21 protein-coding genes are annotated in these 22,115 nt (G+C 68.0%); 12 read left to right on the forward strand and 9 right to left on the reverse strand.

The genetic code is table 11. The annotated features are described in order from the left end of the window. Positions 1-125: 125 nt before the first annotated feature. Both AC1D1S_RS05055 and AC1D1S_RS05060 read left to right on the forward strand, forming a co-directional pair. A complete protein-coding gene (locus tag AC1D1S_RS05055) occupies positions 126-542 on the forward strand; it encodes a PaaI family thioesterase (protein WP_223913660.1) in 417 nt (138 codons plus the stop codon). 249 nt (positions 543-791) lie between these two features. Further along, positions 792-2,063: a globin domain-containing protein gene (locus AC1D1S_RS05060; RefSeq protein WP_476993882.1), complete on the forward strand. Its 1,272-nt coding sequence runs from the start codon at positions 792-794 to the stop codon at positions 2,061-2,063. A gap of 114 nt (positions 2,064-2,177) precedes the next feature. On the opposite strand, the gene AC1D1S_RS05065 is transcribed toward AC1D1S_RS05060, so the two are convergent. Then, positions 2,178-5,042 carry a S1 family peptidase gene (locus AC1D1S_RS05065; protein WP_476993883.1) on the reverse strand — a complete coding sequence of 955 codons (2,865 nt, stop codon included), beginning with the start codon at positions 5,040-5,042 and terminating at the stop codon, positions 2,178-2,180. 24 nt (positions 5,043-5,066) lie between these two features. Further along, positions 5,067-5,804: a tyrosine-protein phosphatase gene (locus AC1D1S_RS05070; protein ID WP_476946588.1), complete on the reverse strand. Its 738-nt coding sequence runs from the start codon at positions 5,802-5,804 to the stop codon at positions 5,067-5,069. A 153-nt stretch (positions 5,805-5,957) separates the two neighbouring features. Here AC1D1S_RS05070 and AC1D1S_RS05075 point away from each other — a divergent pair, with 153 nt between their 5' ends. Beyond that, a complete protein-coding gene (locus AC1D1S_RS05075) occupies positions 5,958-6,794 on the forward strand; it encodes an SGNH/GDSL hydrolase family protein (protein WP_476943069.1) in 837 nt (278 codons plus the stop codon). Here AC1D1S_RS05075 and AC1D1S_RS05080 read toward each other — a convergent pair. The 6 genes from AC1D1S_RS05080 to AC1D1S_RS05105 form a co-directional block, all read right to left on the reverse strand. Next, on the reverse strand, positions 6,791-7,414 hold the full coding sequence (locus tag AC1D1S_RS05080; protein WP_476993884.1) for a GNAT family N-acetyltransferase: 624 nt from the start codon (positions 7,412-7,414) through the stop codon (positions 6,791-6,793). The genes AC1D1S_RS05075 and AC1D1S_RS05080 overlap by 4 nt on opposite strands. Before the next feature lie 32 nt (positions 7,415-7,446). Continuing rightward, positions 7,447-8,349, reverse strand: coding sequence for a 3-hydroxyacyl-CoA dehydrogenase family protein (locus AC1D1S_RS05085; protein WP_476943071.1), 903 nt, complete (start codon positions 8,347-8,349; stop codon positions 7,447-7,449). Between the two features lie 2 nt (positions 8,350-8,351). Continuing rightward, positions 8,352-9,149 (reverse strand): enoyl-CoA hydratase/isomerase family protein, encoded by a 798-nt coding sequence (locus tag AC1D1S_RS05090; RefSeq protein WP_476993885.1) that lies wholly within the window; start codon positions 9,147-9,149, stop codon positions 8,352-8,354. Beyond that, positions 9,149-10,360, reverse strand: coding sequence for a thiolase family protein (locus AC1D1S_RS05095; RefSeq protein ID WP_476943073.1), 1,212 nt, complete (start codon positions 10,358-10,360; stop codon positions 9,149-9,151). The genes AC1D1S_RS05090 and AC1D1S_RS05095 overlap by 1 nt, the downstream gene beginning before the upstream one ends. Before the next feature lie 109 nt (positions 10,361-10,469). Then, entirely contained in the window at positions 10,470-11,147 is a 678-nt protein-coding gene (locus tag AC1D1S_RS05100) for a pentapeptide repeat-containing protein (RefSeq protein WP_476943074.1), read from the reverse strand. Further along, the gene (locus AC1D1S_RS05105) at positions 11,147-11,620 is read right to left on the reverse strand and encodes an SRPBCC family protein (RefSeq protein WP_476993886.1); all 474 of its coding nucleotides are present in this window, start codon (positions 11,618-11,620) and stop codon (positions 11,147-11,149) included. Before AC1D1S_RS05105 ends, AC1D1S_RS05100 begins: the two co-directional genes overlap by 1 nt. 175 nt (positions 11,621-11,795) lie before the next feature. Between AC1D1S_RS05105 and AC1D1S_RS05110 the strand changes: the two genes are divergently transcribed. The 3 genes from AC1D1S_RS05110 to AC1D1S_RS05120 all read left to right on the forward strand — a co-directional run bounded on the left by AC1D1S_RS05110 (position 11,796) and on the right by AC1D1S_RS05120 (position 13,791). Continuing rightward, positions 11,796-11,972, forward strand: a complete 177-nt coding sequence (locus AC1D1S_RS05110) for a CsbD family protein (RefSeq protein WP_043435744.1) — start codon at positions 11,796-11,798, stop codon at positions 11,970-11,972. A gap of 102 nt (positions 11,973-12,074) precedes the next feature. After that, positions 12,075-12,848 carry a dienelactone hydrolase family protein gene (locus tag AC1D1S_RS05115; protein WP_476993887.1) on the forward strand — a complete coding sequence of 258 codons (774 nt, stop codon included), beginning with the start codon at positions 12,075-12,077 and terminating at the stop codon, positions 12,846-12,848. Positions 12,849-12,933: 85 nt separating this feature from the next. After that, positions 12,934-13,791, forward strand: a complete 858-nt coding sequence (locus AC1D1S_RS05120) for a prephenate dehydratase (protein WP_476943077.1) — start codon at positions 12,934-12,936, stop codon at positions 13,789-13,791. Between the two features lie 42 nt (positions 13,792-13,833). On the opposite strand, the gene AC1D1S_RS05125 is transcribed toward AC1D1S_RS05120, so the two are convergent. Then, positions 13,834-15,747, reverse strand: coding sequence for an FAD-binding monooxygenase (locus tag AC1D1S_RS05125; RefSeq protein ID WP_476993888.1), 1,914 nt, complete (start codon positions 15,745-15,747; stop codon positions 13,834-13,836). A 249-nt stretch (positions 15,748-15,996) separates the two neighbouring features. On the opposite strand from AC1D1S_RS05125, the gene AC1D1S_RS05130 reads away from it, so the two are divergent. The 6 genes from AC1D1S_RS05130 to AC1D1S_RS05155 form a co-directional block, all read left to right on the forward strand. Then, a complete protein-coding gene (locus tag AC1D1S_RS05130) occupies positions 15,997-17,490 on the forward strand; it encodes a fumarylacetoacetate hydrolase family protein (RefSeq protein WP_476943079.1) in 1,494 nt (497 codons plus the stop codon). Beyond that, complete coding sequence (locus tag AC1D1S_RS05135; protein WP_476943080.1) at positions 17,483-18,181, forward strand: GntR family transcriptional regulator; 699 nt, start codon at positions 17,483-17,485, stop codon at positions 18,179-18,181. The genes AC1D1S_RS05130 and AC1D1S_RS05135 overlap by 8 nt, the downstream gene beginning before the upstream one ends. 56 nt (positions 18,182-18,237) lie before the next feature. Further along, positions 18,238-19,752, forward strand: coding sequence for a 5-carboxymethyl-2-hydroxymuconate semialdehyde dehydrogenase (gene hpaE / locus AC1D1S_RS05140; protein WP_028276399.1), 1,515 nt, complete (start codon positions 18,238-18,240; stop codon positions 19,750-19,752). Between the two features lie 48 nt (positions 19,753-19,800). Continuing rightward, positions 19,801-20,889: a 3,4-dihydroxyphenylacetate 2,3-dioxygenase gene (gene hpaD, locus AC1D1S_RS05145; RefSeq protein ID WP_476993889.1), complete on the forward strand. Its 1,089-nt coding sequence runs from the start codon at positions 19,801-19,803 to the stop codon at positions 20,887-20,889. 1 nt (position 20,890) lies between these two features. Then, positions 20,891-21,676 carry a 2-oxo-hept-4-ene-1,7-dioate hydratase gene (gene hpaH / locus AC1D1S_RS05150; RefSeq protein ID WP_243181941.1) on the forward strand — a complete coding sequence of 262 codons (786 nt, stop codon included), beginning with the start codon at positions 20,891-20,893 and terminating at the stop codon, positions 21,674-21,676. Further along, on the forward strand, positions 21,661-22,115 hold a 455-nt coding region (locus tag AC1D1S_RS05155), incomplete at its 3' end, for an aldolase/citrate lyase family protein (RefSeq protein WP_476993890.1). The genes hpaH and AC1D1S_RS05155, both read left to right, overlap by 16 nt.

A 22,115-nucleotide genomic window follows, 5' to 3' on the forward strand; every position in this document is an offset into this window, starting at 1 on the left:
GYCGGAACATTACTGACCGTCCGTTCGGTAATATGATCTASAGTACATGAAKGAGGCCTGCCGCACACTAGCCGCGGCGGCACCGACCGTCCGGGACCCGGCCGGCCGGCAACAAWGGAGACGCTATGACGCCCGAGACCGGCAGCACCGAGTTGTGGAAAATCACCCTGGGGGAACTCGACGAGAAGATGGGCGTGAAGATCGTCGAGGAGTCCGTGGACCGCGTGGTCGCGACCATGCCGGTGGAGGGCAACCGGCAGTCGTTCGGGCTCCTGCACGGTGGCGCCTCACTGGCCGTGGGCGAGGCCGTGGGGTCCTGGGCCGCCGTCATCCACGCCAGCACCCTGGGCAAGACGGCGGTGGGCGTCGACGTCTCGGCCACGCACCACAAGTCGGCCCGCGAGGGACTGATCACGATCACGGCCACCCCTATCCATCTGGGCGGCACACTGACCACCCACGAGGTGCTGATCACGAACGAGACCGGCCAGCGAATCTGCACGCTGCGGATCACCAACCTGCTGCTGGACCGCAAGGCCTGACTTCTGCCCCGACCCTCGGAGTCGCCGGAACCGTGCGGGTTCGCCGTATCTTTCCGGCGACCCGGGAGCTTTCCGGCGAACTCGGGCCGAGGGAGTGAGCACCCGGGCCTGAGCACCCGCCTACACCGGACCCCGCCCCCGCTGTAGGGCCRATCGGCCCGGAAGGCACGGTGCCGCGGCTGTTAGCTTGGAAGTGCTGAGTCGCCCGGCACCGCCGGGTATCACCGGTCTCACCGGAAGGGATCCACCATGCTCTCAGACACCTCACTTCCCGTCATTCAGGCAACGCTGCCCGTAGTCGGCGAGCACATCGAGGAAATCGCCAAGCGCTTCTACAAACATATGTTCGAGGCGCAGCCGGATCTCCTGGACGGGCTCTTCAACCGGGGAAACCAGGCGGATGGCCGCCAGCAGCAGGCGCTCGCCGGATCCATCGCGGCTTTCGCCGGCATGCTCGTAGAGAAACCGGACCAGGTGCCGGACCATCTGCTCTCCCGGGTGGCCCACAAACACGTCTCGCTGGGACTAAGCCCGRACCAGTACCAAATTGTCCACGACCACCTCATGTGGGCGATCGTGGATGTTCTGGGCGATGCCGTCACTCCCGAGGTCGCCGCCGCCTGGGACGAGGTCTACTGGCTGATGGCGAACCTGCTTATCAACAAGGAGCGCGGGCTGTACAACGCAGTGCACCTCTCCCCCGAGACCATTTGGCGGACGTGGCGTGTGGTGCAGCGGATCCAGGAGACCGCCGACGTCGTCTCGTTCGTCGTCGAACGGATCGACGAGCGGGACGTCAAGCCGTCCCTGCCCGGGCAGTACGTGACCCTCAAGATGACCATGCCCGACGGCGTACAGCAGCCCCGGCAATACAGCCTGACCAAGGCCGACGACGGGCAGCACCGGCAGTTCGCCGTCAAGAGGGTCCACGGGCTTCCGACTCCCGACGGCGAGATGTCCAGTCTGCTCCACAATGACGTGAAGGTAGGCGACGAGGTGGTGCTCTCGGCTCCGTTCGGCGACGTTGTGCTGGAGTACACGGACAGGCCTCTGGTCATGGCCAGCGCGGGAATCGGCATCACGCCCATGGCCGGGATGCTCTCCCACCTGGTGCAGTCCGGTTCACGACGCCAGGTGATGCTGCTGCATGCCGATGACAGCGAGGCATCCTTCCCGCTCCGCGCGCAGGTCACGGACGATCTCGCGAAACTCGCGGACGGGACCCTGAAGACGTGGTTCCTGACTCCCGCGGAGGCAGCGGGGACCGGTGAAGCGGGCGAAACCGGCGAGGCGCGCGAGACCGGCGGGGCGCGCGAGACCGGCGGGGCGTCCGGTTCCGTGCTCTCCGGTTTCATGGACGTCAGCGACGTCGAACTCCCGGACGACGCCGAGTACTACCTCTGCGGCCCCCTGCCGTTCCTGAAGTCGGTTCGGAGCGCCTTGATTGCCGGTGGCGTCCCCGCCAAGGACATTCAGTACGAGGTTTTCGGCCCGGATCTCTGGCTGGCTGACTTCCAGTAACCCGCGGCTCGCTGTTTCCTCCCGAACGCCCGGATTCGCCCAAAACTTGCGGGGTCGCCGTAGCCGTACGGCGACCCCGCGGCTTTCCGGCGAGCCCGGGCTTGGAGCCCCCGGCTAACGCACCGCCCGGCGCCGGCCGAACGCCACGAAGGCCGCGCCGAGCAGCAGGACACCGGCGCCGAGGCCCGCCAAGGGCAGGAGCCCGCCTGCGCCCGTGCTCGCTAGCTGGCCTGTGGTGCCCGACGTGTTGCCTGGTGCCGTGTTGTCCGGTGCTGTGCCGCCCATAATGACGGAGGTGTCCGACGGCGGGGCGGGAGCTTGCACCGGTTTGACCGGTCCGGCGGGAGCCCCGGCCGGGTTGGCGGGCTGTTGCGGGACCGCCGGCTGGCCAGGCGTTGCCGGCTGCACGGATCCTGTTGTCCCGGCTGGCGGCCCGGCCGGAGTTTCCCCGGAAACGGGCGCGGCGTCGACGCTGAACGCCACGGCGGCCGGCGGCGATGCGGCGCCGTCAATGCTTTGCGTCACGGTCAAGGTGTGCGCACCGGCGGCCAGTTCCGCGGGGAACGTGACACTCCACCGGGCACTGCCGGCCAAGGTCTGCGCGGTCCCGGGCTCGAGCGCGGCATTGCCCGCTCCGAAACCGGAACCGGCCTGCACGGAGTCCACGGCCACCCCGTCCACAGCCACGGCCACGCCGGCACCTCGAAGGGCCGTGCCAAAGATGGTGGCTGGCAGGGCGTCCTGTCGCAGGTGTTGGCCGTCCCTGAGGTTCGACACCGCCGGAGCCGGCGGAATGACGGTGTAGGTGCGGGTCGCCGCGGGACTGTCCATTTCTCCGGGGGCCGTGAGCACTGCCGTGACCGAAATTTTTCCGAAGACCGGCTGATCGGCCACGTTGATGCTCCAGCGGCCGTCTGCGTCGACGAGCCCGGTCCCGGTGAAGTCGCCGGAGAGCCGCACCGTGCCTCCGGCTTCTCCGGTGCCCTCGATGGTTTCGATGGCGGTGAGTCCCGGGCCGTCCGGCTGGCCGTCCACCGGTGAGGTGATGGCCGGAGCCGCGAGGCGGGAGACATCGACGGACAGGGCGACGGCGCCGGAGCCGCTGAAGCCGTTCACGGTCTCAGCCAAGAACTTGAAGGGCCCGGCCAACGACGGTGCAGGGAGCTGCCAGTTTCCCGACGCGTCGACCGGTACTTCCAGGGGCTGGCCGTCCTTCTGGCCTGAGGTCTGGCCTGGTTTCTGGTTCAGGACGGTGATGCGGACCTTGGAATTCGGAGCCACCACGGAGGCCGGACCGGCATCGATGTGCCCGGTAATCGGCTCACCGGCCGTGACGGTTCCGTTGGAGGCCGCAGCGAGCGCTGGCTTGGCCAGGAACAGTTGCAGTTGGACACCGCCGGGGACCTGGCCCATGGCGTCCTCGAGGCTGGTCGCGATGGCCCGCGTCTGGACGCCCTGGTCGGTACTTTCCGCCCCCGTGTGCAGCCCGACGGCGAAGTTCCCGCTGATCCACGGGCCGCCGGAGTCCCCGCCGCCGGAGGTGACGGACGTTGAGTCGAAGCCCCGGACGGCCCGGAGATCGTTGTCATAATCGGGCGGTAGTGAATTTGGCCCAACCATGGCCCAGATGCCGACCGAGTCCACCGTGCCGCATCTCCACCCGGTGGTCCGGCCGGACCGGCACACGGGCTGGCCCTGGAAAGGAGCCACTGTTCCCACAATCCTCACGGACGTCGGCCCCGGGTCGGCGGGCTTGTCCCATCGGGTGACGGCGGGCTGGAGGTCCAGGCCGCTCCTGATGCCGTGGAGGACGGCGATGTCCGTGCCGACGTTGGTGCCGTCCGGCGCAACTTTGGAATTGCCGGTGCCGCCGAACTGGCTGAACCCGAAGGTGCCCAGGATCCCGGCGGCCGCGCCAGAACCTGCACCCCCGGCCGCTGGCGCATCCGCCGGATTTTCGATCTCGGCCTGCTTCGCGGAGCCGTCACCGGCGCAGTGCCCGGCGGTCAGGACCAGAGGCTCGCCCGCGGGGCTGAAGGCCCCGAACCCGGCCGAGCACAGGGCTAGGCCGTCAACGATGTAGCCCTCGCCGCCAAAGTAGTCCTCCTCGGTGGTGATCCGGGATCCTTGTTCCAGCGTCACGTTGGCGTAGCGGGCCACGAATTCGGCCGCGGACATCTTCGGCACCGTGCCCGGAGCTTTCGCCGGCTGCACACCCGCGCCGGAGGCGGGAACAACGGAGKCGGGAACTGCGGCCGGAAGGGCGGGAAGGGCGTCGGCAGCCGGAACGGACTGCGCCGTGTTGGTGCCGCCGGTGCGGATGACAAAGTGGCCGTCTGTGTAGGTGACAGCCTGCAGCCCGGCGGCCCCGACCTCGCGGACATAGGCCTCGAACAGTTGCTGGGTGCTGGAGGCCAGCAGCTCCGCGGCTGACGGGACAGCGGCGGCGGCCGCGGGGGCGGCAAGCAGGAAGTCGGCCGGGCCGGACCCGTTCAGTTCGGCCACGCGGGCACGGAGTTCGGCGCCGCTGCCTTCAACCGCGATTTTGCCTCCGGCGAGGCTGATCCCCATATAGCCGGGAAGCGCACGCAGGGAGGGCGCGGCGTCGGCGGCCCGGCGGGCAAGCGCACCGGCGGCGTCGAATTCCGCGAGGGTCATGCCAAGGTCCCGCCGCACGGCCTCGGCGAGGCCGGCATCGCTGATCAGCGTCGCGGACGGCACCGGAGAAGAACCGGCCAAAGGCGCGTCAGCCGGCGCCGGGACCGCAGACGCAGACGCATCCGGCATCGGAACCGGCGTCGAAACCGGCGTCGCGATCGCCGACGCAGCCGGCGCCGGGTCTGCAGGGACTGGGGCGGGGGCGTTGGCTTCGGCCATCGCCGGGACCGCGGTCAGCGCAAAGGCAGGCACGGTACCGGCAAGCGCAATCGCGAGGGCAGCGGCGGCCCGCACCATCGGCTGGAACTTCGGAGTCTTCACTGGCCTACCCTAACTGCGCCCACCCTATCGGCCGAGCTTTCCGAGGATGGCCGCGAGTTCCGGGGTCGTCACGCCGTGGCGGAAGAGGTAGTCCGCGGTGTTGAGGGAGCGGACAAATTGCAGCAGGCTCTTGCCCCGGGATTCCAGCAGGGGCACCAGCACGTTCTCAGGCAAGAAACGCTCGTGGGGATGCGGGACGGCGGCGTGCCGGAGGTGCTCGTTGATGCCCCGCATGGAGCGCTGGTAGCTGCTCACAATGGCCTCGTCGCTGTCACCGGCGAGGTCCTGGAGCATCGCGGCGATCATGCCGCTCCGGTCCCGCCCCGCGGAGCAATGGATGACCACACCGCCCTCCGCGGCGGCCACCGCCTTGAAGACCCGGGCCAGCAGGTGCGGGAACAGCCTGGCGTTGTCCGCATAACAGGATGGGTCGTTGAGGTACGGCACGCAGAGCTCGCGGAATTCGCGGTTGTCCGGGTCTTCGGTGGGGGCCAGCACGACGTCGAAACCGGCCAGGGCCTCAGCCCGCACCGGCGGATCGGTCTCCCGACGCCGGATTTCGGCTTCGTTGCGGAGGTCGATGACGGTCCGGATGCCCCGGCGGTGCACCTGCCGCCAGCCGGACTCGGTGAGCCACTCCCGCCGTCCCATGCGGAACACGTCCCCGGCCACGTGCCACGCGTTGACGGCCCCATCCCACTCCACGGTTCCGGGCACCGCCTGCCCCTTGGCTTGGCCCAGGGGCGCTGCAGGAATCATCATCCAGAAAGCTAAGCACACGCACCGGCGCGATCCGCGGCAGGATTCACAAACGTTATACACAATGGGACCATTGGCATGGTGCGGGGTTAACGCTTCGCAACACGTTTTTCACGGCACGGGCGCTGAACCCAGGGTGCCACTGAGGAGAACACCATGGGACCTCTGAAACTACGACGCCGGCGGACCGCTCTGGCGGCCGGTCTCGCCGCCCTGGCCATGGCGGCCGGTGTGGCGGCGGTACCGGCGGAGGCGGCGGACAGGACCCGGTACGTCGCGCTCGGAGACTCCTATGCCGCCGGGCTGGGGGCGGGGCCGTACCTGGATGATTGCTACCGCAGCGAGAACAGCTATTCCGAACTCGCTGCCCACACGAAGACCATCAAACTCGTCGCCAACGCGGCCTGCAGCGGCAAGACGACCCAGGACGTCGTCAACACCCAGCTCAGGCGGCTGACCAGGACCACCGGGCTCGTCACCATCACCGCCGGCGGCAACAACCTCCGGTTTGCGGAAATCCTCGCCTCCTGCGGCGCCGCCATGGTCAATCCCGCTGCGGGGCCGCTGTGCGATGCAGCCAGTGCCTACGCCGAGGGCCAGATCTCCAGCCATCGGCTGTCCAGCGACGTGACAGCGATGATCCAGCGCGTGAAGGCTGCGGCCCCCAACGCCAAGGTTGTAGTGACGGGCTACCCCTACCTCTACGATCCGGTCGCGCCCGGCCAGGCTGATCCGATGTCCCGGTTCATCTACAAGGCCACGGTCCTGGCGGACGGCCTGAACGGCTCCATCGCCGCCGCCGCCCGGGCCACCGGAGCTGAGTACGTCGATGTGCGGGCCGCTTTCGCAGGTCACGGCGTGAACTCTGCGGCCCCGTGGATCAATTTCAGCCGTACGGCCCTCGCCAGTCCCGAAAACTTCCACCCGAACGCCCGGGGATACGAGGCGTACTTCGCATCGCTTAACGGGGCCAAGGCCTACTCGGCACGCTAGCGCCGCTTGGCCAGCCGGGCTTCGAGGGCGTTCCGGACCATCAGCCATTCATGTTCCAGGATGGAATACACGACAGTGTCCCGCAGCGCCCCGTCAGCGCTGCGCGTATGGCTGCGGAGCACGCCGTCCTGTTTGGCCCCCAGCCGCGTGATCGCCTCGCGGGACTGGTGGTTGAGCCAGTGCGTCCGGAACTCGACGGCGGGGCAGCCCAGCGTCTCGAAGGCGTGCCGCAGCAGCAGAAACTTGGAGTCCGGGTTGCTGCCGCTGCCATGCGCGGACGCCGCGTTCCAGGTGGAGCCGATCTCCACCCGGGGCGTGGCGGCGTCGATGTTCATGTAGGTGGTCATGCCGATCACCCGCCCCGGCCCGCCCGTGGCGGGGTCCAGCAGCCGCGTGGTGAAGGGCAGCATGGCGCCGCTGTCCCGCAGGGCCAGGCGACGCTCAATCTCGGCGGCCATGTGCTGCGGGGCGGGCACGCTGGTGTACCAGAGGTGCCACAGCTCGCCGTCGCGTGCCGCCTCGACAAGGCCGTCATGGTGGTCCTGGCTCAGCGGCTCAAGGACGACGTACTTGCCGGTCAGGGTGATGGGCGCAATCGCGGGGCGGTCCAGGGAGGTCACCGCACCATCCTAGGGGCAGGCACGAATGCCGGTCACTTGGTCCAGTCGAAGAAGCCCTTGCCGGACTTGCGGCCCAGTTCGCCGCGGGCGACCTTGTCGCGGAGGATCTGCGGCGGAGCGAAACGGTCACCAAGCGTGGACTGCAAGTACTCCGCGATGCCGAGGCGCACGTCCAGGCCCACAATGTCGGTGGTCCGCAGCGGTCCCGTGGGGTGCTTGTAGCCCAGCACCATGGCGTTGTCGATGTCTTCCGCGGTGGCCACGCCCTCTTCCACCATGCGCATCGCTTCGAGGGCGATCGCGACGCCCAGCCTGGAGGAGGCGAAGCCGGGCGCGTCGTTGACCACGACGGCGGTCTTGCCGAGCGCCTCGACCCACCCGCGGGCGGCCTGGGCCAGGGCGTCGGAAGTCTGCTCGCCGAGGACCACCTCGATGAGCGTCGACGCCGGCACCGGGTTGAAGAAGTGCAGGCCCAGGAAGTTCTGCGGCCGCTTCAGTTCGCGGGCCAGACCGTTGACGGAGAGCGAGGACGTGTTGGAGGCGAGGTAGGCGCCGTCGGCGAGCCGTTCCTCGATGCCGCGCAGCGCGGTGATCTTCAGGTCCCAGTCCTCCGGAACGGCCTCGACCACAAGCTGCCGGCCGACGAAGTCGTCGTAGTCCACGGTGACCTCGAGCCGGGAAACGATCTCGTCCAGGTTGCCGTCCACGGCGCCGCGCTCAATGCTCTTGGCGGCGGCGGACTCGACCCGCTCCCGGGCGGCCTCGGCCGACGCCTCGTCGCGCTCGACGACCACGACGTTGGCTCCGTTGATCAGGAAGGCGTGGGCGATGCCTGCGCCCATGCGGCCGCCACCGAGGACTCCCACGGAGTGGGGAAGGTTGCTGTTGGGAAGATCACTGGCGGGAAGGTTGGCGGGGAGTGCGGAGTTGCCCATGTCTATTTCTGCTTCCCTGATTCTTTGGCTGACTTCTTTTCTGATTTCTTATCCAGAAAAGCCTGCATACGGTCGAACTTGGCCTGGGATTCGAAGAGGATCCCCTGTGCCAGCTGGTCAATGAGGGGATGCGCCTCGGCCGGGGCATGGAACACGGATTTGGTGATCCGGACGGCGAGCGRATCCTGCGTGGCAATCCGGTCGGCGACGCTGTGGGCCGCGGCCATCAGATCGGACGGGTCATGGATTTCGGTGATGAGATTGACCGCGAGGGCACGTTCTGCGCGCAGCACGGAACCGGCGAGCAGCATTTCCTTGGCGACGGGCTCCCCCACGAGTTCCTTGAGGCGCCAGCTGGCGCCGGCGGCGGCCAGGATGCCGAGTCCGGTTTCGGGATTGCCGATCCGGACGGACGGGGTGCCGATCCGGAAGTCGGCGGCGTACGCCAGTTCGGCGCCGCCGCCGAGGCAGAAGCCGTCCAGTGCCGCGATGACGGGCATCGGCAGCTTGGCAATCCGGACGAAAATGGTGGAATTGATGCCCTGCAGGGCATCGTCGCGGCGGCGTTCGCGCAGCTGGCCGATGTCGGCGCCGGAGGCGAACACCCCGTCAGTGCCGGCGATGATGAGGACTTTGGGGTGCCGCTCGAGATGGGCGCAGACGGTGTGGAGTTCATCGACCATCTGCTGGTCGATCGCGTTGCGGACCTCGGGGCGGTTGAGCACCACCACCACGCGGTCCTCGCGCTCTTCGACCAGGAGCGTGCCGAAGCCAGCCGGGTCGAGGGCCGGGGCCGCCACTAGACGCGCTCCAGCAGCATGGCCGTGCCCTGGCCGACGCCGATGCACATGGTGGCGAGGCCGATTTTGGCGTTTTCGCGTTCCATCCGGCCCAGCAGTGTGATGGCGATCCGGGATCCGGAGGACCCCAGCGGGTGACCCAGGGAGATCGCGCCGCCGTCGCGGTTCACGATCTCCGGGTCGAGGCCGAGCCGGCGCATGCTGGCCAGGGACTGGGTCGCGAACGCCTCGTTGAGCTCGACGGCGCCGAGGTCCTCGACGCTGAGCCCGGAACGGGCGAGCACCTTCTGGGTGGCCGGGACCGGGCCGATGCCCATGATCTCGGGCTCGCAGCCGGCTGAGGCGCCGTCGATGATGCGGGCGCGGGCCGTGAGGCCAAGCTTCTGGATCGCGGCCTCCGAGGCAACGATGATGGCGGAGGCGCCGTCGTTGAGGGTGGAGGAGTTGCCGGCGGTGACGATCGAGCCGCCCTTGACTACCGGCCGGAGCCCGGCGAGGACGTCCATGCTGGTGCCGGCGCGKGGGCCCTCATCGGTGTCCACCACGGTCTCGCCCTTGCGGGTCTTGACGGTCACGGGGACGATTTCCTCGGCGAAGCGGCCGGCGGCGATGGCGGCCAGGGCGCGTTCGTGGGAGCGGACGGCGAAGGCGTCGGCGTCCTCCCGCGAGATGCCGTCAACCCGCCCCACTTCTTCTGCCGTCTCCGGCATGGAGTAGGTCATTTTGCCGTCCCGGGACAGCTCGCCCTTGGTGAACTGGGGGTTGACGAAACGCCAGCCGATGGAGGTGTCGAAGATTTCGCCCGGTTTGGCGAAGGCGGTCCGGGGTTTTTCCTGGACCCAGGGGGCGCGGCTCATGGATTCGACGCCGCCGGCGATCACGATGTCCGCGGCGCCGGACTTGATCATGTGGCTGGCCATGATGATGGCGCTGAGCCCGGAGGCGCAGAGCCGGTTCACGGTGATGCCGGAGATGTGGAGGGGCAGCCCGGCAAGGAGGGTGGCCATGCGGGCCACGTTGCGGTTCTCTTCGCCGGCACCGTTGGCGTTGCCGAGGATGACCTCGTCGATGGTGTCCGGATCGATGCCGGCGCGGGCCACAGCCTCGCGGACTACCAGTGCGGCCAGGTCATCGGGGCGGACTGCGGAGAGGGCGCCGCCGTAGCGGCCCACGGGAGTGCGGGCGCCGCCAACAAGAAAAGCCTCGACCATGAGAACATCCTTCACCAAGAAAGCGGGGCCGGCAGCAGAGTAATTTACCGACCGTTCGTTCTATAAAGATTACACGGCGGAGCAAGGGGGTCAACCGGATGCCGCCGGATTACGCGACGACGACGCCCAGATGAGCCGCGAGCAATGGAGCGAGCAGGGTGAGCTGGTGATCGTCGACGACGAGGCCGGACAGACTGCCCAGACCGCTGATGGTGCGGAAGTCGGTGCCCCGGAGGTCGAAGTCCTTGAGCCGGGCTCCGGTGAAATCGAGGGTGCCGATCGTGCAGTTCTTCAAGGCGACGCGCGTGGCGGTGCAGGAGCCCAGATCCAGCTCGTTAATGATGCAGTCGCTGATCTGCACGTCCGTGAGCTTGGATCCGCGCAGGTTCACGTAGTCGAGTTTGCCGCCGTCGATCCGCACGGACTGCCAGCCGCTTTCATAGAGCTCCGCCGATCCCCAGCGGGGGTTGCCGATCTCGACATCCCGCAGGCTGGTCCGGGCCGCCATCAGCACCGGGGCGTATGTCTCGGTCAGAATGCAGTCACGGAAAGTCGCGCCCCGCAGCTGCGTCTCATTGAAGGACACCCCGGTGAATTCGCACTCGGCAAAGTCCGTACCGCCCAGGTCCAGACCGTCTGCCGATGCGCGGCTGTAGCGGACGCCGTCGTACCGAACACCCCGACGGAACTCCGGGGCAGGGTCGTCCTGCAGATCCCCGGGCCGGACCGGCGCGAGCCGGGGGGCGGTGACCTTGGGGGTTTTCTCCGCCGCGGTGCGCCGGACCATCACTGGCACTCGGCCTTGGCCGCGATGTCCGCCAGGTCTTTTGCAAGCGCCTTGCGGGTGATGCGCATCCCGAGCGGACCGAACACGGTGAGCATGATCCTGCTGAACCGGGTCGGTTGGATGACTTCGGCGCCAAAGGTCAGCGTGAGGTCGGTTCCGCCGCCGCGCTCTGCCAGCGCGAACCTGGTGGTGTAGCCGGCGCCGCCTTGGAGGGCCTTCACGGTGGTGCTGCCGCCCCGGCCGTTCGACGGCGCCTCGGACTGGGATACCCACATCTCCACCGTTTCCGCGCGCCCCATCATGGTGCGGGTTTCCTTCCAGCGGGTGCCCACGGCATAGGGTCCGTCGGTGAGCATCTGGATCGATTCGACGCCGGAGAGGGTCGCGGCAGATCCGGGAATGTCCGACACCACCGCCCAGACCGCGTCCGCCGGAGCCTTGATGTGCTGCGTGAGAGTGGTCTTGTGGTCCATGACCTCGAGCCTAGCCCGCGGGCCGGGGGGATTTCATCCTTTCGCGAACCGCCCCGCCGCTGCCGCGGACGACGCTCCGGAGAATTACCCCGCGAGACCCCTTGAATTAGTAAGCATGCTTTGTGTTAGGCTGATCGGACAGTATTTTCAACCGGAACGAAAGGTGGCCTACACCATGGGTGTCGGAGACAAGATTCAGAACGAAGCAGAGCACCTCGGCGGCAAGGCCAAGGAAACTGCCGGAAACGCCACTGGCAACGACCAGCTGCGCGCCGAGGGCCAGAAGGACCAGGTTGTAGCCGACGCGAAGAAGGTCGGCGAAAACGTCAAGGACGCCTTCAAGAAGGACTAGTCCTTAGAACGATGGCGGCGCCGGATCTTCCTTTGGGGGATTTCCGGCGCCGCTTTTTTGTGCCCGTGCAAGAATGGCCCCACAGCCGACGGAGGGGTCAGCATGGCACGGACACACGAAGGACGCGGCAAGCCCGCCACCCGCGATCTCAGCAATACTGACCTCGGCAGGTCCGGCGCCGCCGCCGGCGGTTCGCCGGCGCTGCGCGGCTACCTGGCGACGCCGCAGGGCGAAGGGCCGTTCCCCGGGGTCCTGATGGTCCATGAGGCGTTTGGCCTGGACGACATCACCGTCCGCCACGCCGACCGGATGGCGGCGGCCGGCTACCTGACACTGGCCGTTGACCTGTACAGCGACGGCGGGGCGCGCCGCTGCCTCGTCGCCACCATGCGCGCGCTGTCCGCGGGCGAGGGCCGGGCCTTCACCGATCTGGCCGCCGCCCGGGACTGGCTGCGAGAAACCGGCCGGACCACCGGCAAGATCGGCGTCATCGGCTTCTGCATGGGCGGCGGCTTCGCCCTGCTGCTGGCCAATGACGGCTTCCACGCCGCCGCCGTCAACTACGGACGGCGCCCGAAAGACCCCGGGGAGGCCCTCGCCGGCGCCTGCCCGATCGTGGCCAACTTCGGTGGCCGGGACCGCACCCTGCCCGGCGAAGCGGCGAAACTCGCGGCCGTGCTCGACGGGCTGGGCGTGGAGAACGACGTGAAGGAGTTCCCGCACGCCGGGCACGCCTTCCTCAACGACGTGGAGACCGGGCCGAAGGTGCTGCGGCCGCTCATGCGGGTCATGGGCATCGGCCCGGATCCGGAATCGGCCCCGGAAGCCTGGCAGCGGATCGAGGACCACTTCGCCAAGCATCTGAACCCCAGCTGAGTCGCAGCAGGGGCTTTTGGTCCTCAAACGGCCCTGCCGCGACTTACTTGGGTGGGAGGGCGCCCGGCGTGAAACCATACGGAGCATGGCCCAGAAGATTGCGTACCAGGGTGAACCGGGCGCCAACTCCAATATTGCGTGCATGCAGATGTTTCCCGAACTGGAGAGCGTTCCCTGCGCGAGTTTCGAAGACGCTTTTGAACTGGTRGCCGTCGGCACCGCCGACCTGGCCATGATYCCGATCGAAAACTCCATTGCCGGCAGGGTGGCCGATATCCATGTGCTGCTGCCCCAGTCCGGGCTGCAGATCGTCGGCGAGTATTTTCTGCCCATTCACTTCGACCTGCTGGGCATCCCGGGCAGCACCATCGAGGCAGCCACCGAGGTCCACAGCCACCTCCACGCTTTGGGGCAGTGCCGGCGGCTGATCCGCTCCGCCAGCCTGCGCCCCGTGATCGCCGGCGATACCGCCGGGTCCGCCCGCGAAGTGCGCGACTGGAACGATCCCACAAAACTGTCGCTCGCTCCTCCACTCGCGGCCCAGCTCTACGGCCTGGAAGTGCTCGCCTCCGCCGTCGAGGATGACCCTTCCAACACCACGCGGTTCGTGGTTCTGGCACGGGAAGAGCCGCTGCCGGCCCGGGACATCCTGTCCGGACCGGCAGTCACCAGCTTTGTATTCCGTGTCCGGAATGTCCCCTCAGCCCTCTACAAGGCGCTGGGAGGATTCGCCACGAACGGGGTGAACATGACGCGGCTGGAAAGCTACATGGTAGGCAATGAATTTGCGGCCACGATGTTCATGGCCGACGTCGAGGGGCACCCCGAGGATTTGCCGCTCAGCCTGGCGCTGGAGGAACTGGAGTTCTTCACCACGGAGGTGCGCATCCTTGGCGTCTACCCCGCCGCGGAATACAGGTCCAGGCAGGCGGCCGGCCTCTGACCGCCAGCCTGGACAAACCTTGCGAAGAAGGCCACCCCACGGTCACACCGCCGCGGCCCGCCCTGCCCGCAGCAGGGGTGCGAAAAACGCGGCAAGCTCCGCCGTCGCCGTCAGCGGCAGGACGTTGGCCACGTACTGGTCCGGGCGCACCACCACGATGACGCCGCCGCGGTCGATGCCGCGCAACTCAAAGATGTCCGCCGCCGGGTCGGTGCCGTAGACCTTTTCGAGGTAGGGGAGCCTGAACGGCCCCACCTCCGGTTTGAACACCGCGGGGACGTTGCCGATGTCGATGCCCGTGTGATCCTGCTGGTAGATCACCTTCACGTCGAACCAGGCATCACGGTCGGACCCCGCGGGGGTGGCGGCGAGCGGCGAGTCCGGCGCGGCGGCCAGCCACGCGGCGAGGTCCGCGGCGGGCGACGGGACGCCCGCCTGTTGTCCTGGCGCCGCCTGGTCCGCGAAGACGTAGATGCGCCAGCGGCCGTCCGCCGTGGCCTGGTGGCCGAGCTGGACCGGGTTGGTGTCGCAGACCCGCACAACGGGCGCGGACTTGAAGCGCTTGCCGACGGGAAAGCCGGTGGCCAGCTGCTGGTGCGTCGCCTCGGCGACGACCATCGACGGCGAGTACTCGGTCATGAAGCCGGCAGGAAACTCGGCGGTGCGCACGTAGAAGTCCTCGAGCTCGGAGGGGTTTTCAAACTCCTCGGGCTTCTTCGCCATGAGCGTCGACCACACCTTGTCGAAGTCGATCAGGTTCTTCGCGACCACCTGYCGCTCGGCCGAGTACGTGGACAGCAGGCTCTCCGGGCTGCGTCCCTCCAGCACGTGGCCGAGCTTCCAGCCGATGTTGAAGCCGTCCTGCATAGAGACGTTCATGCCCTGGCCGGCCTTGGCGCTGTGCGTGTGGCACGCGTCGCCGGTGATGAACACTCGCGGCGTGCGGGTGCCCAACTCCTCCGGGAGGACGTCGTCGAACCTGTCGGTAAGACGGTGGCCCACCTCGTACACGCTGTGCCAGGCCACGTTGCGCACGTCGAGCGTGTAGGGGTGCATGATCGCGTTGGCCTTGGCGATGATCTGTTCGATGGTGGTCTTGCGGACCGCACCGCGGTCGTCCGCGGCGACCTCGCCGAGATCGACATACATGCGGAAGAGATGCCCGCCCTCGCGCGGGATCAGCAGGATGCTGCCGCCGTCGTGGGACTGGATGGCGCACTTGAGCCGGATGTCGGGGAAGTCCGTGGAGGCGAGCACGTCCATGACGCCCCACGCATGGTTGGCCTGGTCGCCCGCCATGGTGCAGCCGATCGAGTCGCGCACCTTGCTGCGGGCGCCGTCCGCGCCCACCACGTACTTGGCCCGCACGACGCGCTCCCGGCCCTCGTCAGGACCGGCGGTGTGCGCCAGCGTCACGGCGACCGGGTACTCGCCCTCGCCGGTGACCTCCAGGCCGCGGAACTCCAGCCCGTAGTCCGGGCTCATGCGGCTCGGTGACATGGCCATGAACTCGGCGAAGTAGTCGAGCACGCGGGCCTGGTTGACGATGAGATGCGGGAACTCGCTGATCCCGCCCGGGTCATCGAGGGTGCGGGCGCTGCGGACGATGTTCGAGGGGTCCGCGGGATCCGGCTTCCAGAACGCCATCTCCGTGATGCGGTACGCCTCGGCGATGATCCGCTCGGCGAAACCGAAGGCCTGGAAGGTCTCGACGCTGCGGGCCTGGATGCCGTCCGCCTGGCCGATCGCGAGCCGGCCCGGCCGGCGTTCCACGATCCGGGTGGTGACGCCCGGGAACTGGGACAGCTGGGCCGCGGCGAGCATGCCTGCGGGGCCGGAGCCCACGATCAGCACATCAACCTCGTCGGGAAGCTGCGTGGGCCGGTCGATGCCGGTGCCGGCGGCCGGCTGGACCCGCGGGTCACCGGATACGTAGCCGTGGTGGTGGAAATGCACGGGCTTTCCTCACTTCGTTGTGTGGCGGCCTGTCGCCGGCCTAGTGTGTTCGATATTAGAACGTGACGTTCGATAATAGAATTTCGGTCCCTGATCCAAAACTGTACGTCAGATATGACGCAGGTTACAAGTGCGCCAGATGGTCCCGGCAAATACCCCCGCAAACATCCCCGCGCAAGGGGTTGACGCTCCCCGATTCCCGGTCCATAGTGTTTCGTATACGATTTCGTACTCGATGAGGAGTAACACTTGGAACAGGTCACCGACCACATCCTGGCCGCGGCCCGCAAGGTCATCGCGGTGCATATCAACTACCCCAGCCGGGCAGCCCAGCGCGGCCGCACACCCGGGCAGCCCTCCTACTTCCTGAAGCCGTCGTCGTCGCTGGCTCTCGGTTCGGCAGCAGCGCCTTCAACCGTGGAGCGCCCGGCCGGCTGCGAACTCCTCGGCTACGAGGGCGAGATCGCCCTGATCATCGGCAAGACCGCCCGCCGCGTGGGCCTCGAGGATGCGTGGAGCCATGTCGAATGGGTCACCGCCAGCAACGACCTCGGCGTCTACGACCTCCGCTACGCGGACAAGGGCTCCAACCTCCGCTCCAAGGGCGGTGACGGGTTCACGCCCGTGGGCCCGGGCCTGATCGCGGCAGACGCCGTCGATCCCGCCAAACTGCGGATCCGCACGTGGCACAACGGTGAACTGGTCCAGGACGACACCACCGGGGACCTGCTGTTCCCGTTCGCCCGGCTCGTGGCCGACCTGTCCCAGCTGCTCACCCTCGAAGAGGGCGACATCATCCTCACCGGCACCCCCGCAGGGGCGTCGGTTGCCACACCGGGCGACGTCGTCGAGGTGGAAGTCAGCGCCGGCGAACTCTCCGCTCTCTCCACGGGCCGGCTGGTCACCCGGGTGTCGGAAGGCACGACGCCGTTCGCGGACTTCGGCGCCCGGCCCAAGACCGATGATCTCCAGCGGGAGGAAGCCTACGGTTCCCGTGAAGCGGCCGGCCTTGCTGCCGCCCAGTCGTCAGGGATGCCGGGCCTGTCCCCGGAGCTGAAGGCCAAACTGGAGTCCGTCTGCACCGCCACCCTGTCCTCCCAGCTGCGCAAGCGTGGCCTGAACAACGTCAGCATCGACGGCCTGACCTCCACCCGCCCGGACAAGCGGATCGTGGGCCTGGCCCGGACCCTGCGCTACGTGCCCAACCGTGAGGACCTGTTCACGACCCACGGTGGCGGCTTCAACGCTCAGAAGAAGGCCATCGACTCCGTCAACGAGGGCGAGATCCTGGTGATGGAGGCCCGCGGCGAAAAGGGCACCGGCACGATCGGGGACATCCTGGCCCTGCGCGCCCAGGTCCGCGGCGCCGCCGCCATCATCACCGACGGTGGCGTCCGCGACTTCACCGCCGTGGCCGCCATGGACATGCCGACCTACTATGCCAACCCGCACCCGGCCGTCCTGGGCCGCCGGCACATCCCCTGGGACACGGACATCACCATCGCCTGCGGCGGCACCACCGTGCAGCCCGGGGACATCATCGTCGCTGACGCAGACGGGATCCTGGTGATCCCGCCGGCCCTCGCCGATGAGCTCGCGGACGACTCCATCGCTCAGGAACGCGAGGAAACCTTCATCGCCGAGATGGTGCAGCAGGGCCACAGCGTGGACGGCCTCTACCCGCTCAACGCCGCCTGGCGGACCCGGTACCAGGAATGGGAAGCAGGCAAAACCCATGACTGACACAACCAGGGCCGCAGCCACGCCGGCAACCTCCGGCAGCAAATCCGAGCAGGCCTATGCGGCCGTGAAGGCCCGGATCGTGGACGGGACCTACTCCCCCGGCTACCGGCTGGTGCTGGCCAAGATCGCCGAGGACCTGGGCGTCAGCGTGGTGCCGGTCCGCGAGGCGATCCGCCGGCTCGAGGCCGAGGGCCTGGTCAAGTTCGAGCGGAATGTCGGCGCCACCGTGTCCGGGATCGACCCCACCGAATACCTCTACACGATGCAGACCCTTAGCATCGTCGAGGGCGCCGCAACGGCACTCTCGGCCCCGCTGATCGGGGCGGCGGACGTGGCCCGCGCCCGGGCCGTCAACGCCGAGATGCGCGAGTGCCTGCAGCACTTCGACCCCGTCCGGTTCACCCGGCTGAACCAGGACTTCCACTCCGTCCTGTTCGAGCACTGCCCCAACCCGCACATCCTGGACCTCGTCCACCGGGGCTGGAACCGGCTCGCGTCCCTGCGCTCCTCCACGTTCCGCTTCGTCCCGGGCCGGGCCCACGAATCCGTTGACGAACACGAGGCCCTGCTGCAGCTCATCGAATCCGGCGCCAGCCCGGATGACATCGAAAAGGCCGCCCGCCGCCACCGCAGCGCCACCCTCGACGCGTACCTCGCCCAAACCAACGCGGGGTCACTTAGCGCCCATTGAGGCGCCCGGCATGGGCCGTAAGTGACCCCGCGTTGCACTATCAGTAAGGAAAAACAATGACGTTCACTGCCGCAGAAACCACCACCCACTACGTTCCGCAGGGCATTCCCACCCACATCCAGCACTACATCAACGGCGAATTCGTCGACTCCGTGGGCGGGGCAACCTTCGATGTCCTGGACCCGGTGTCCAATACCAACTACGCCACCGCCGCCGCCGGCCAGAAGGAAGACATCGACCTCGCCGTCGCCGCGGCCCGCGAGGCGTTCACCAACGGCCCATGGCCGAAGATGAAGCCGCGCGAGCGGGCCAGGATCCTAAACAGGATCGCCGACGCCGTCGAGGCCCAGGAGGCCCGCCTGGCCGAGCTCGAAACCTTCGACACCGGCCTGCCCATCACCCAGGCCAAGGGCCAGGCGCTGCGCGCGGCCGAGAACTTCCGCTTCTTCGCGGACCTGATCGTGGCCCAATTCGACGACGCCATGAAGGTCCCCGGCGCCCAGATCAACTACGTCAACCGCAAGCCCATCGGCGTCGCCGGGCTCATCACGCCGTGGAACACCCCGTTCATGCTCGAGTCCTGGAAGCTCGCCCCGGCCCTGGCCACCGGCAACACCGTGGTGCTCAAGCCGGCCGAATTCACCCCGCTCTCTGCCTCGCTCTGGGCGACGATCTTCAAGGACGCCGGCCTCCCCGACGGCGTGTTCAACCTCGTCAACGGCCTCGGCGAGGAAGCCGGCGACGCCCTGGTCAAGCACCCGGACGTCCCGCTGATCTCCTTCACCGGCGAAACCACCACCGGCCAGACGATCTTCCGCAACGCCGCGGCCAACCTCAAGGGCCTCTCCATGGAGCTCGGCGGCAAGTCACCGTGCGTCGTGTTCGCCGACGCCGACCTCGACGCCGCGATCGACTCCGCCCTCTTCGGCGTCTTCTCCCTCAACGGCGAACGCTGCACCGCCGGCTCCCGGATCCTGGTGGAGCGCGCCGTGTACGAGGAATTCTGCGACAAGTACGCCGCCCGGGCAAAAAACATCGTGGTCGGGGACCCGCACGACCCCAAGACCGAGGTCGGCGCCCTGGTCCACCCTGAGCACTACGCCAAGGTGGCCTCCTACGTGGAAATCGGCAAGACCGAAGGCCGGCTCCTGGCCGGCGGCGGCCGCCCCGACCACCTGCCCGAAGGCAACTACATCGCCCCCACCGTGTTCGCCGACGTCGCCCCGGACGCGCGGATCTTCCAGGAGGAAATCTTCGGCCCCGTCGTCGCCATCACACCGTTTGATACCGACGACGAAGCCCTCGCCCTGGCGAACAACACCAGGTACGGGCTCGCGGCGTACATCTGGACCCAGAACCTGACCCGCGCGCACAACTTCTCCCAAAACGTCGAGGCCGGCATGGTCTGGCTCAACAGCCACAACGTCCGCGACCTCCGCACCCCGTTCGGCGGCGTCAAGGCCTCCGGCCTGGGCCACGAGGGCGGCTACCGCTCGATCGACTTCTACACCGACCAGCAGGCCGTCCACATCACCCTCGGCACCGTTCACACGCCCAAATTCGGCGCCTAAGTTTCCCGCCGGCGCCACCCAGACCCCTTTCAAAGAAGAGAGAGCACCATGACCAACTTCGTCCCCACCCCCACTGTCCCGGCCCCGGACATCGTCCGCTGCGCCTACCTGGAACTCGTGGTCACGGACCTCGCCAAGTCCCGCCAGTTCTATGTGGACCTGCTGGGCCTGCACGTCACCGAGGAAGACGAAAACACCATCTACCTGCGCTCCCTGGAAGAGTTCATCCACCACAACCTGGTGCTGCGCAAGGGGCCCGTGGCCGCCGCGGCCGCCTTCGCCTACCGGGTGAAGTCGCCGGCAGAGGTGGACGCGGCCGAGGCCTATTACAAGGAACTGGGCTGCCGCACCGAGCGCCGCAGGGAAGGCTTCACCAAGGGCATCGGCGACGCCGTCCGCGTCGAGGATCCGCTGGGCTTCCCCTACGAATTCTTCTACKAGACCGAACACGTCGAGCGTCTCACCCAGCGCTACGACCTCTACTCCGCCGGCGAACTGGTCCGGCTGGACCACTTCAACCAGGTCACCCCGGACGTCCCGCGCGGCCGGGCGTACCTCGAGGACCTGGGCTTCCGCGTCTCCGAGGACATCAAGGACTCCGACGGCGTCACGTACGCCGCGTGGATGCACCGCAAGCAGACTGTGCACGACACCGCCCTGACCGGCGGCAACGGCCCGCGGCTGCACCACATTGCCTTCGCCACGCACGAGAAGCACAACATCATCCAGATCTGCGACAAGATGGGCGCCCTGCGCATCTCAGACCGGATCGAACGCGGCCCCGGCCGGCACGGCGTCTCCAACGCCTTCTACCTCTACATCCTGGACCCGGACGGCCACCGCATCGAGATCTACACCCAGGACTACTACACCGGCGACCCGGACAACCCCACCATCACCTGGGACGTCCACGACAACCAGCGCCGCGACTGGTGGGGCAACCCCGTGGTCCCCTCCTGGTACACCGAAGCCTCCCTGGTCCTGGACCTCGACGGCAACCCCCAGCCCGTGATCGTCCGCGAGGAAAAGAGCGAGATGGCCGTGACCGTGGGCGCCGACGGGTTCTCCTACACCCGCAAGGAAGAGGACGGCTCTGCCGGAGAAGCGACGGGCTTCAAGCTCGGGGCGCAGGTTTAGCGTGCTGGATTCCGCGACGATCGAGGCCATCGCAGACGAACTGCTGGAAGCCGGCCGGAACCGCAAACCGGTCCCCCGCCTGACCACCCGCTACCCGGGGATGACGGTGGAGGACTCCTACGCAGTCCAACGGCTGTGGCGGCGGCGCAACGAGGACGCCGGACGCCGGCTCGTGGGCCGCAAGATCGGCCTCACGTCCAAGGCGATGCAGGCCGCGACCGGCATCACCGAGCCGGACTACGGCGCCATCTTCGATGACATGGTGCTGGAAACCGGCTGCTCCGTGGACTGGGACCGGTACACCCATCCCCGGGTGGAGGTGGAGCTCGCGTTCGTGTTGAAGACCGACCTCGCCGGTCCCGGCTGCACCATCTTCGACGTCCTGACCGCCACGGACTACGTGGTCCCGGCCCTGGAGATCCTGGACTCCCGGATCGAAATGGAGGGCCGGACCATCGTGGACACCATCGCGGACAACGCGGCGATGGGCGCCATGGTGATCGGCGGCAACCCCGTCCGCCCGGACGCCGTGGACCTGCGCTGGGTCTCCGCCATCCTCTACAAGAACCAGACCGTGGAGGAAACCGGCGTCGCGGCAGGGGTCCTGGACCACCCGGCCAACGGCGTGCACTGGCTGGCCAACAAGATTGCCGCCCACGGCGATGGCATGAAAGCCGGCGACATCATCCTCGCCGGCTCCTTCACCCGGCCCCTCTGGGTCTACAAGGGTGACACCGTGCACGCCGACTACGGACCCCTGGGGAGCATCACATGCCGCTTCGAGTAGAACCCGACGCAACCTTCAAGCACGCCCTGCGCAACCAAACCGGCGCTGCCGGCCGGCCGCTGGCCGGGATGTGGGTGTGTTCGGGCAGTCCCCTGGTAGCCGAGCTTTGCGCCGGGTCCGGTCTGGACTGGCTCCTGATCGACGCCGAGCACAGCCCCAACGGACTCGAATCCATACTGGCCCAACTGCAGGCCGTGCACGGCTACCCGGTCCATCCGGTGGTCCGGCCGCCGGTGAATGACACGGTGCTCATCAAGCAGTACCTGGACCTGGGCGTCCAGAACCTGCTGATCCCCATGGTGAACTCGGCAGCCGAGGCGGAGGCCGCCGTGGCCGCCACCCGCTACCCGCCCCACGGCGTCCGCGGGGTGGGCTCGGCCCTTGCCCGGGCCGCGCGCTGGAACCGGATCCCGGACTACCTCGCCCGCACCTCCGACAC

The organism is Arthrobacter sp. P1_A5 (assembly GCF_056406825.1).

What these genes read in the sequence shown, in the direction of transcription:
- AC1D1S_RS05105 (WP_476993886.1), bottom strand. Translation starts at nt 11,620, where the DNA reads ATGGACCACAAGACCACTCTCACGCAGCACATCAAGGCTCCGGCGGAC.
- AC1D1S_RS05110 (WP_043435744.1), top strand. Translation starts at nt 11,796, where the DNA reads ATGGGTGTCGGAGACAAGATTCAGAACGAAGCAGAGCACCTCGGCGGC.
- hpaE (WP_028276399.1), top strand. Translation starts at nt 18,238, where the DNA reads ATGACGTTCACTGCCGCAGAAACCACCACCCACTACGTTCCGCAGGGC.
- AC1D1S_RS05135 (WP_476943080.1), top strand. Translation starts at nt 17,483, where the DNA reads ATGACTGACACAACCAGGGCCGCAGCCACGCCGGCAACCTCCGGCAGC.
- AC1D1S_RS05100 (WP_476943074.1), bottom strand. Translation starts at nt 11,147, where the DNA reads ATGGTCCGGCGCACCGCGGCGGAGAAAACCCCCAAGGTCACCGCCCCC.
- AC1D1S_RS05115 (WP_476993887.1), top strand. Translation starts at nt 12,075, where the DNA reads ATGGCACGGACACACGAAGGACGCGGCAAGCCCGCCACCCGCGATCTC.
- AC1D1S_RS05070 (WP_476946588.1), bottom strand. Translation starts at nt 5,804, where the DNA reads ATGATGATTCCTGCAGCGCCCCTGGGCCAAGCCAAGGGGCAGGCGGTG.
- AC1D1S_RS05085 (WP_476943071.1), bottom strand. Translation starts at nt 8,349, where the DNA reads ATGGGCAACTCCGCACTCCCCGCCAACCTTCCCGCCAGTGATCTTCCC.
- AC1D1S_RS05075 (WP_476943069.1), top strand. Translation starts at nt 5,958, where the DNA reads ATGGGACCTCTGAAACTACGACGCCGGCGGACCGCTCTGGCGGCCGGT.
- AC1D1S_RS05055 (WP_223913660.1), top strand. Translation starts at nt 126, where the DNA reads ATGACGCCCGAGACCGGCAGCACCGAGTTGTGGAAAATCACCCTGGGG.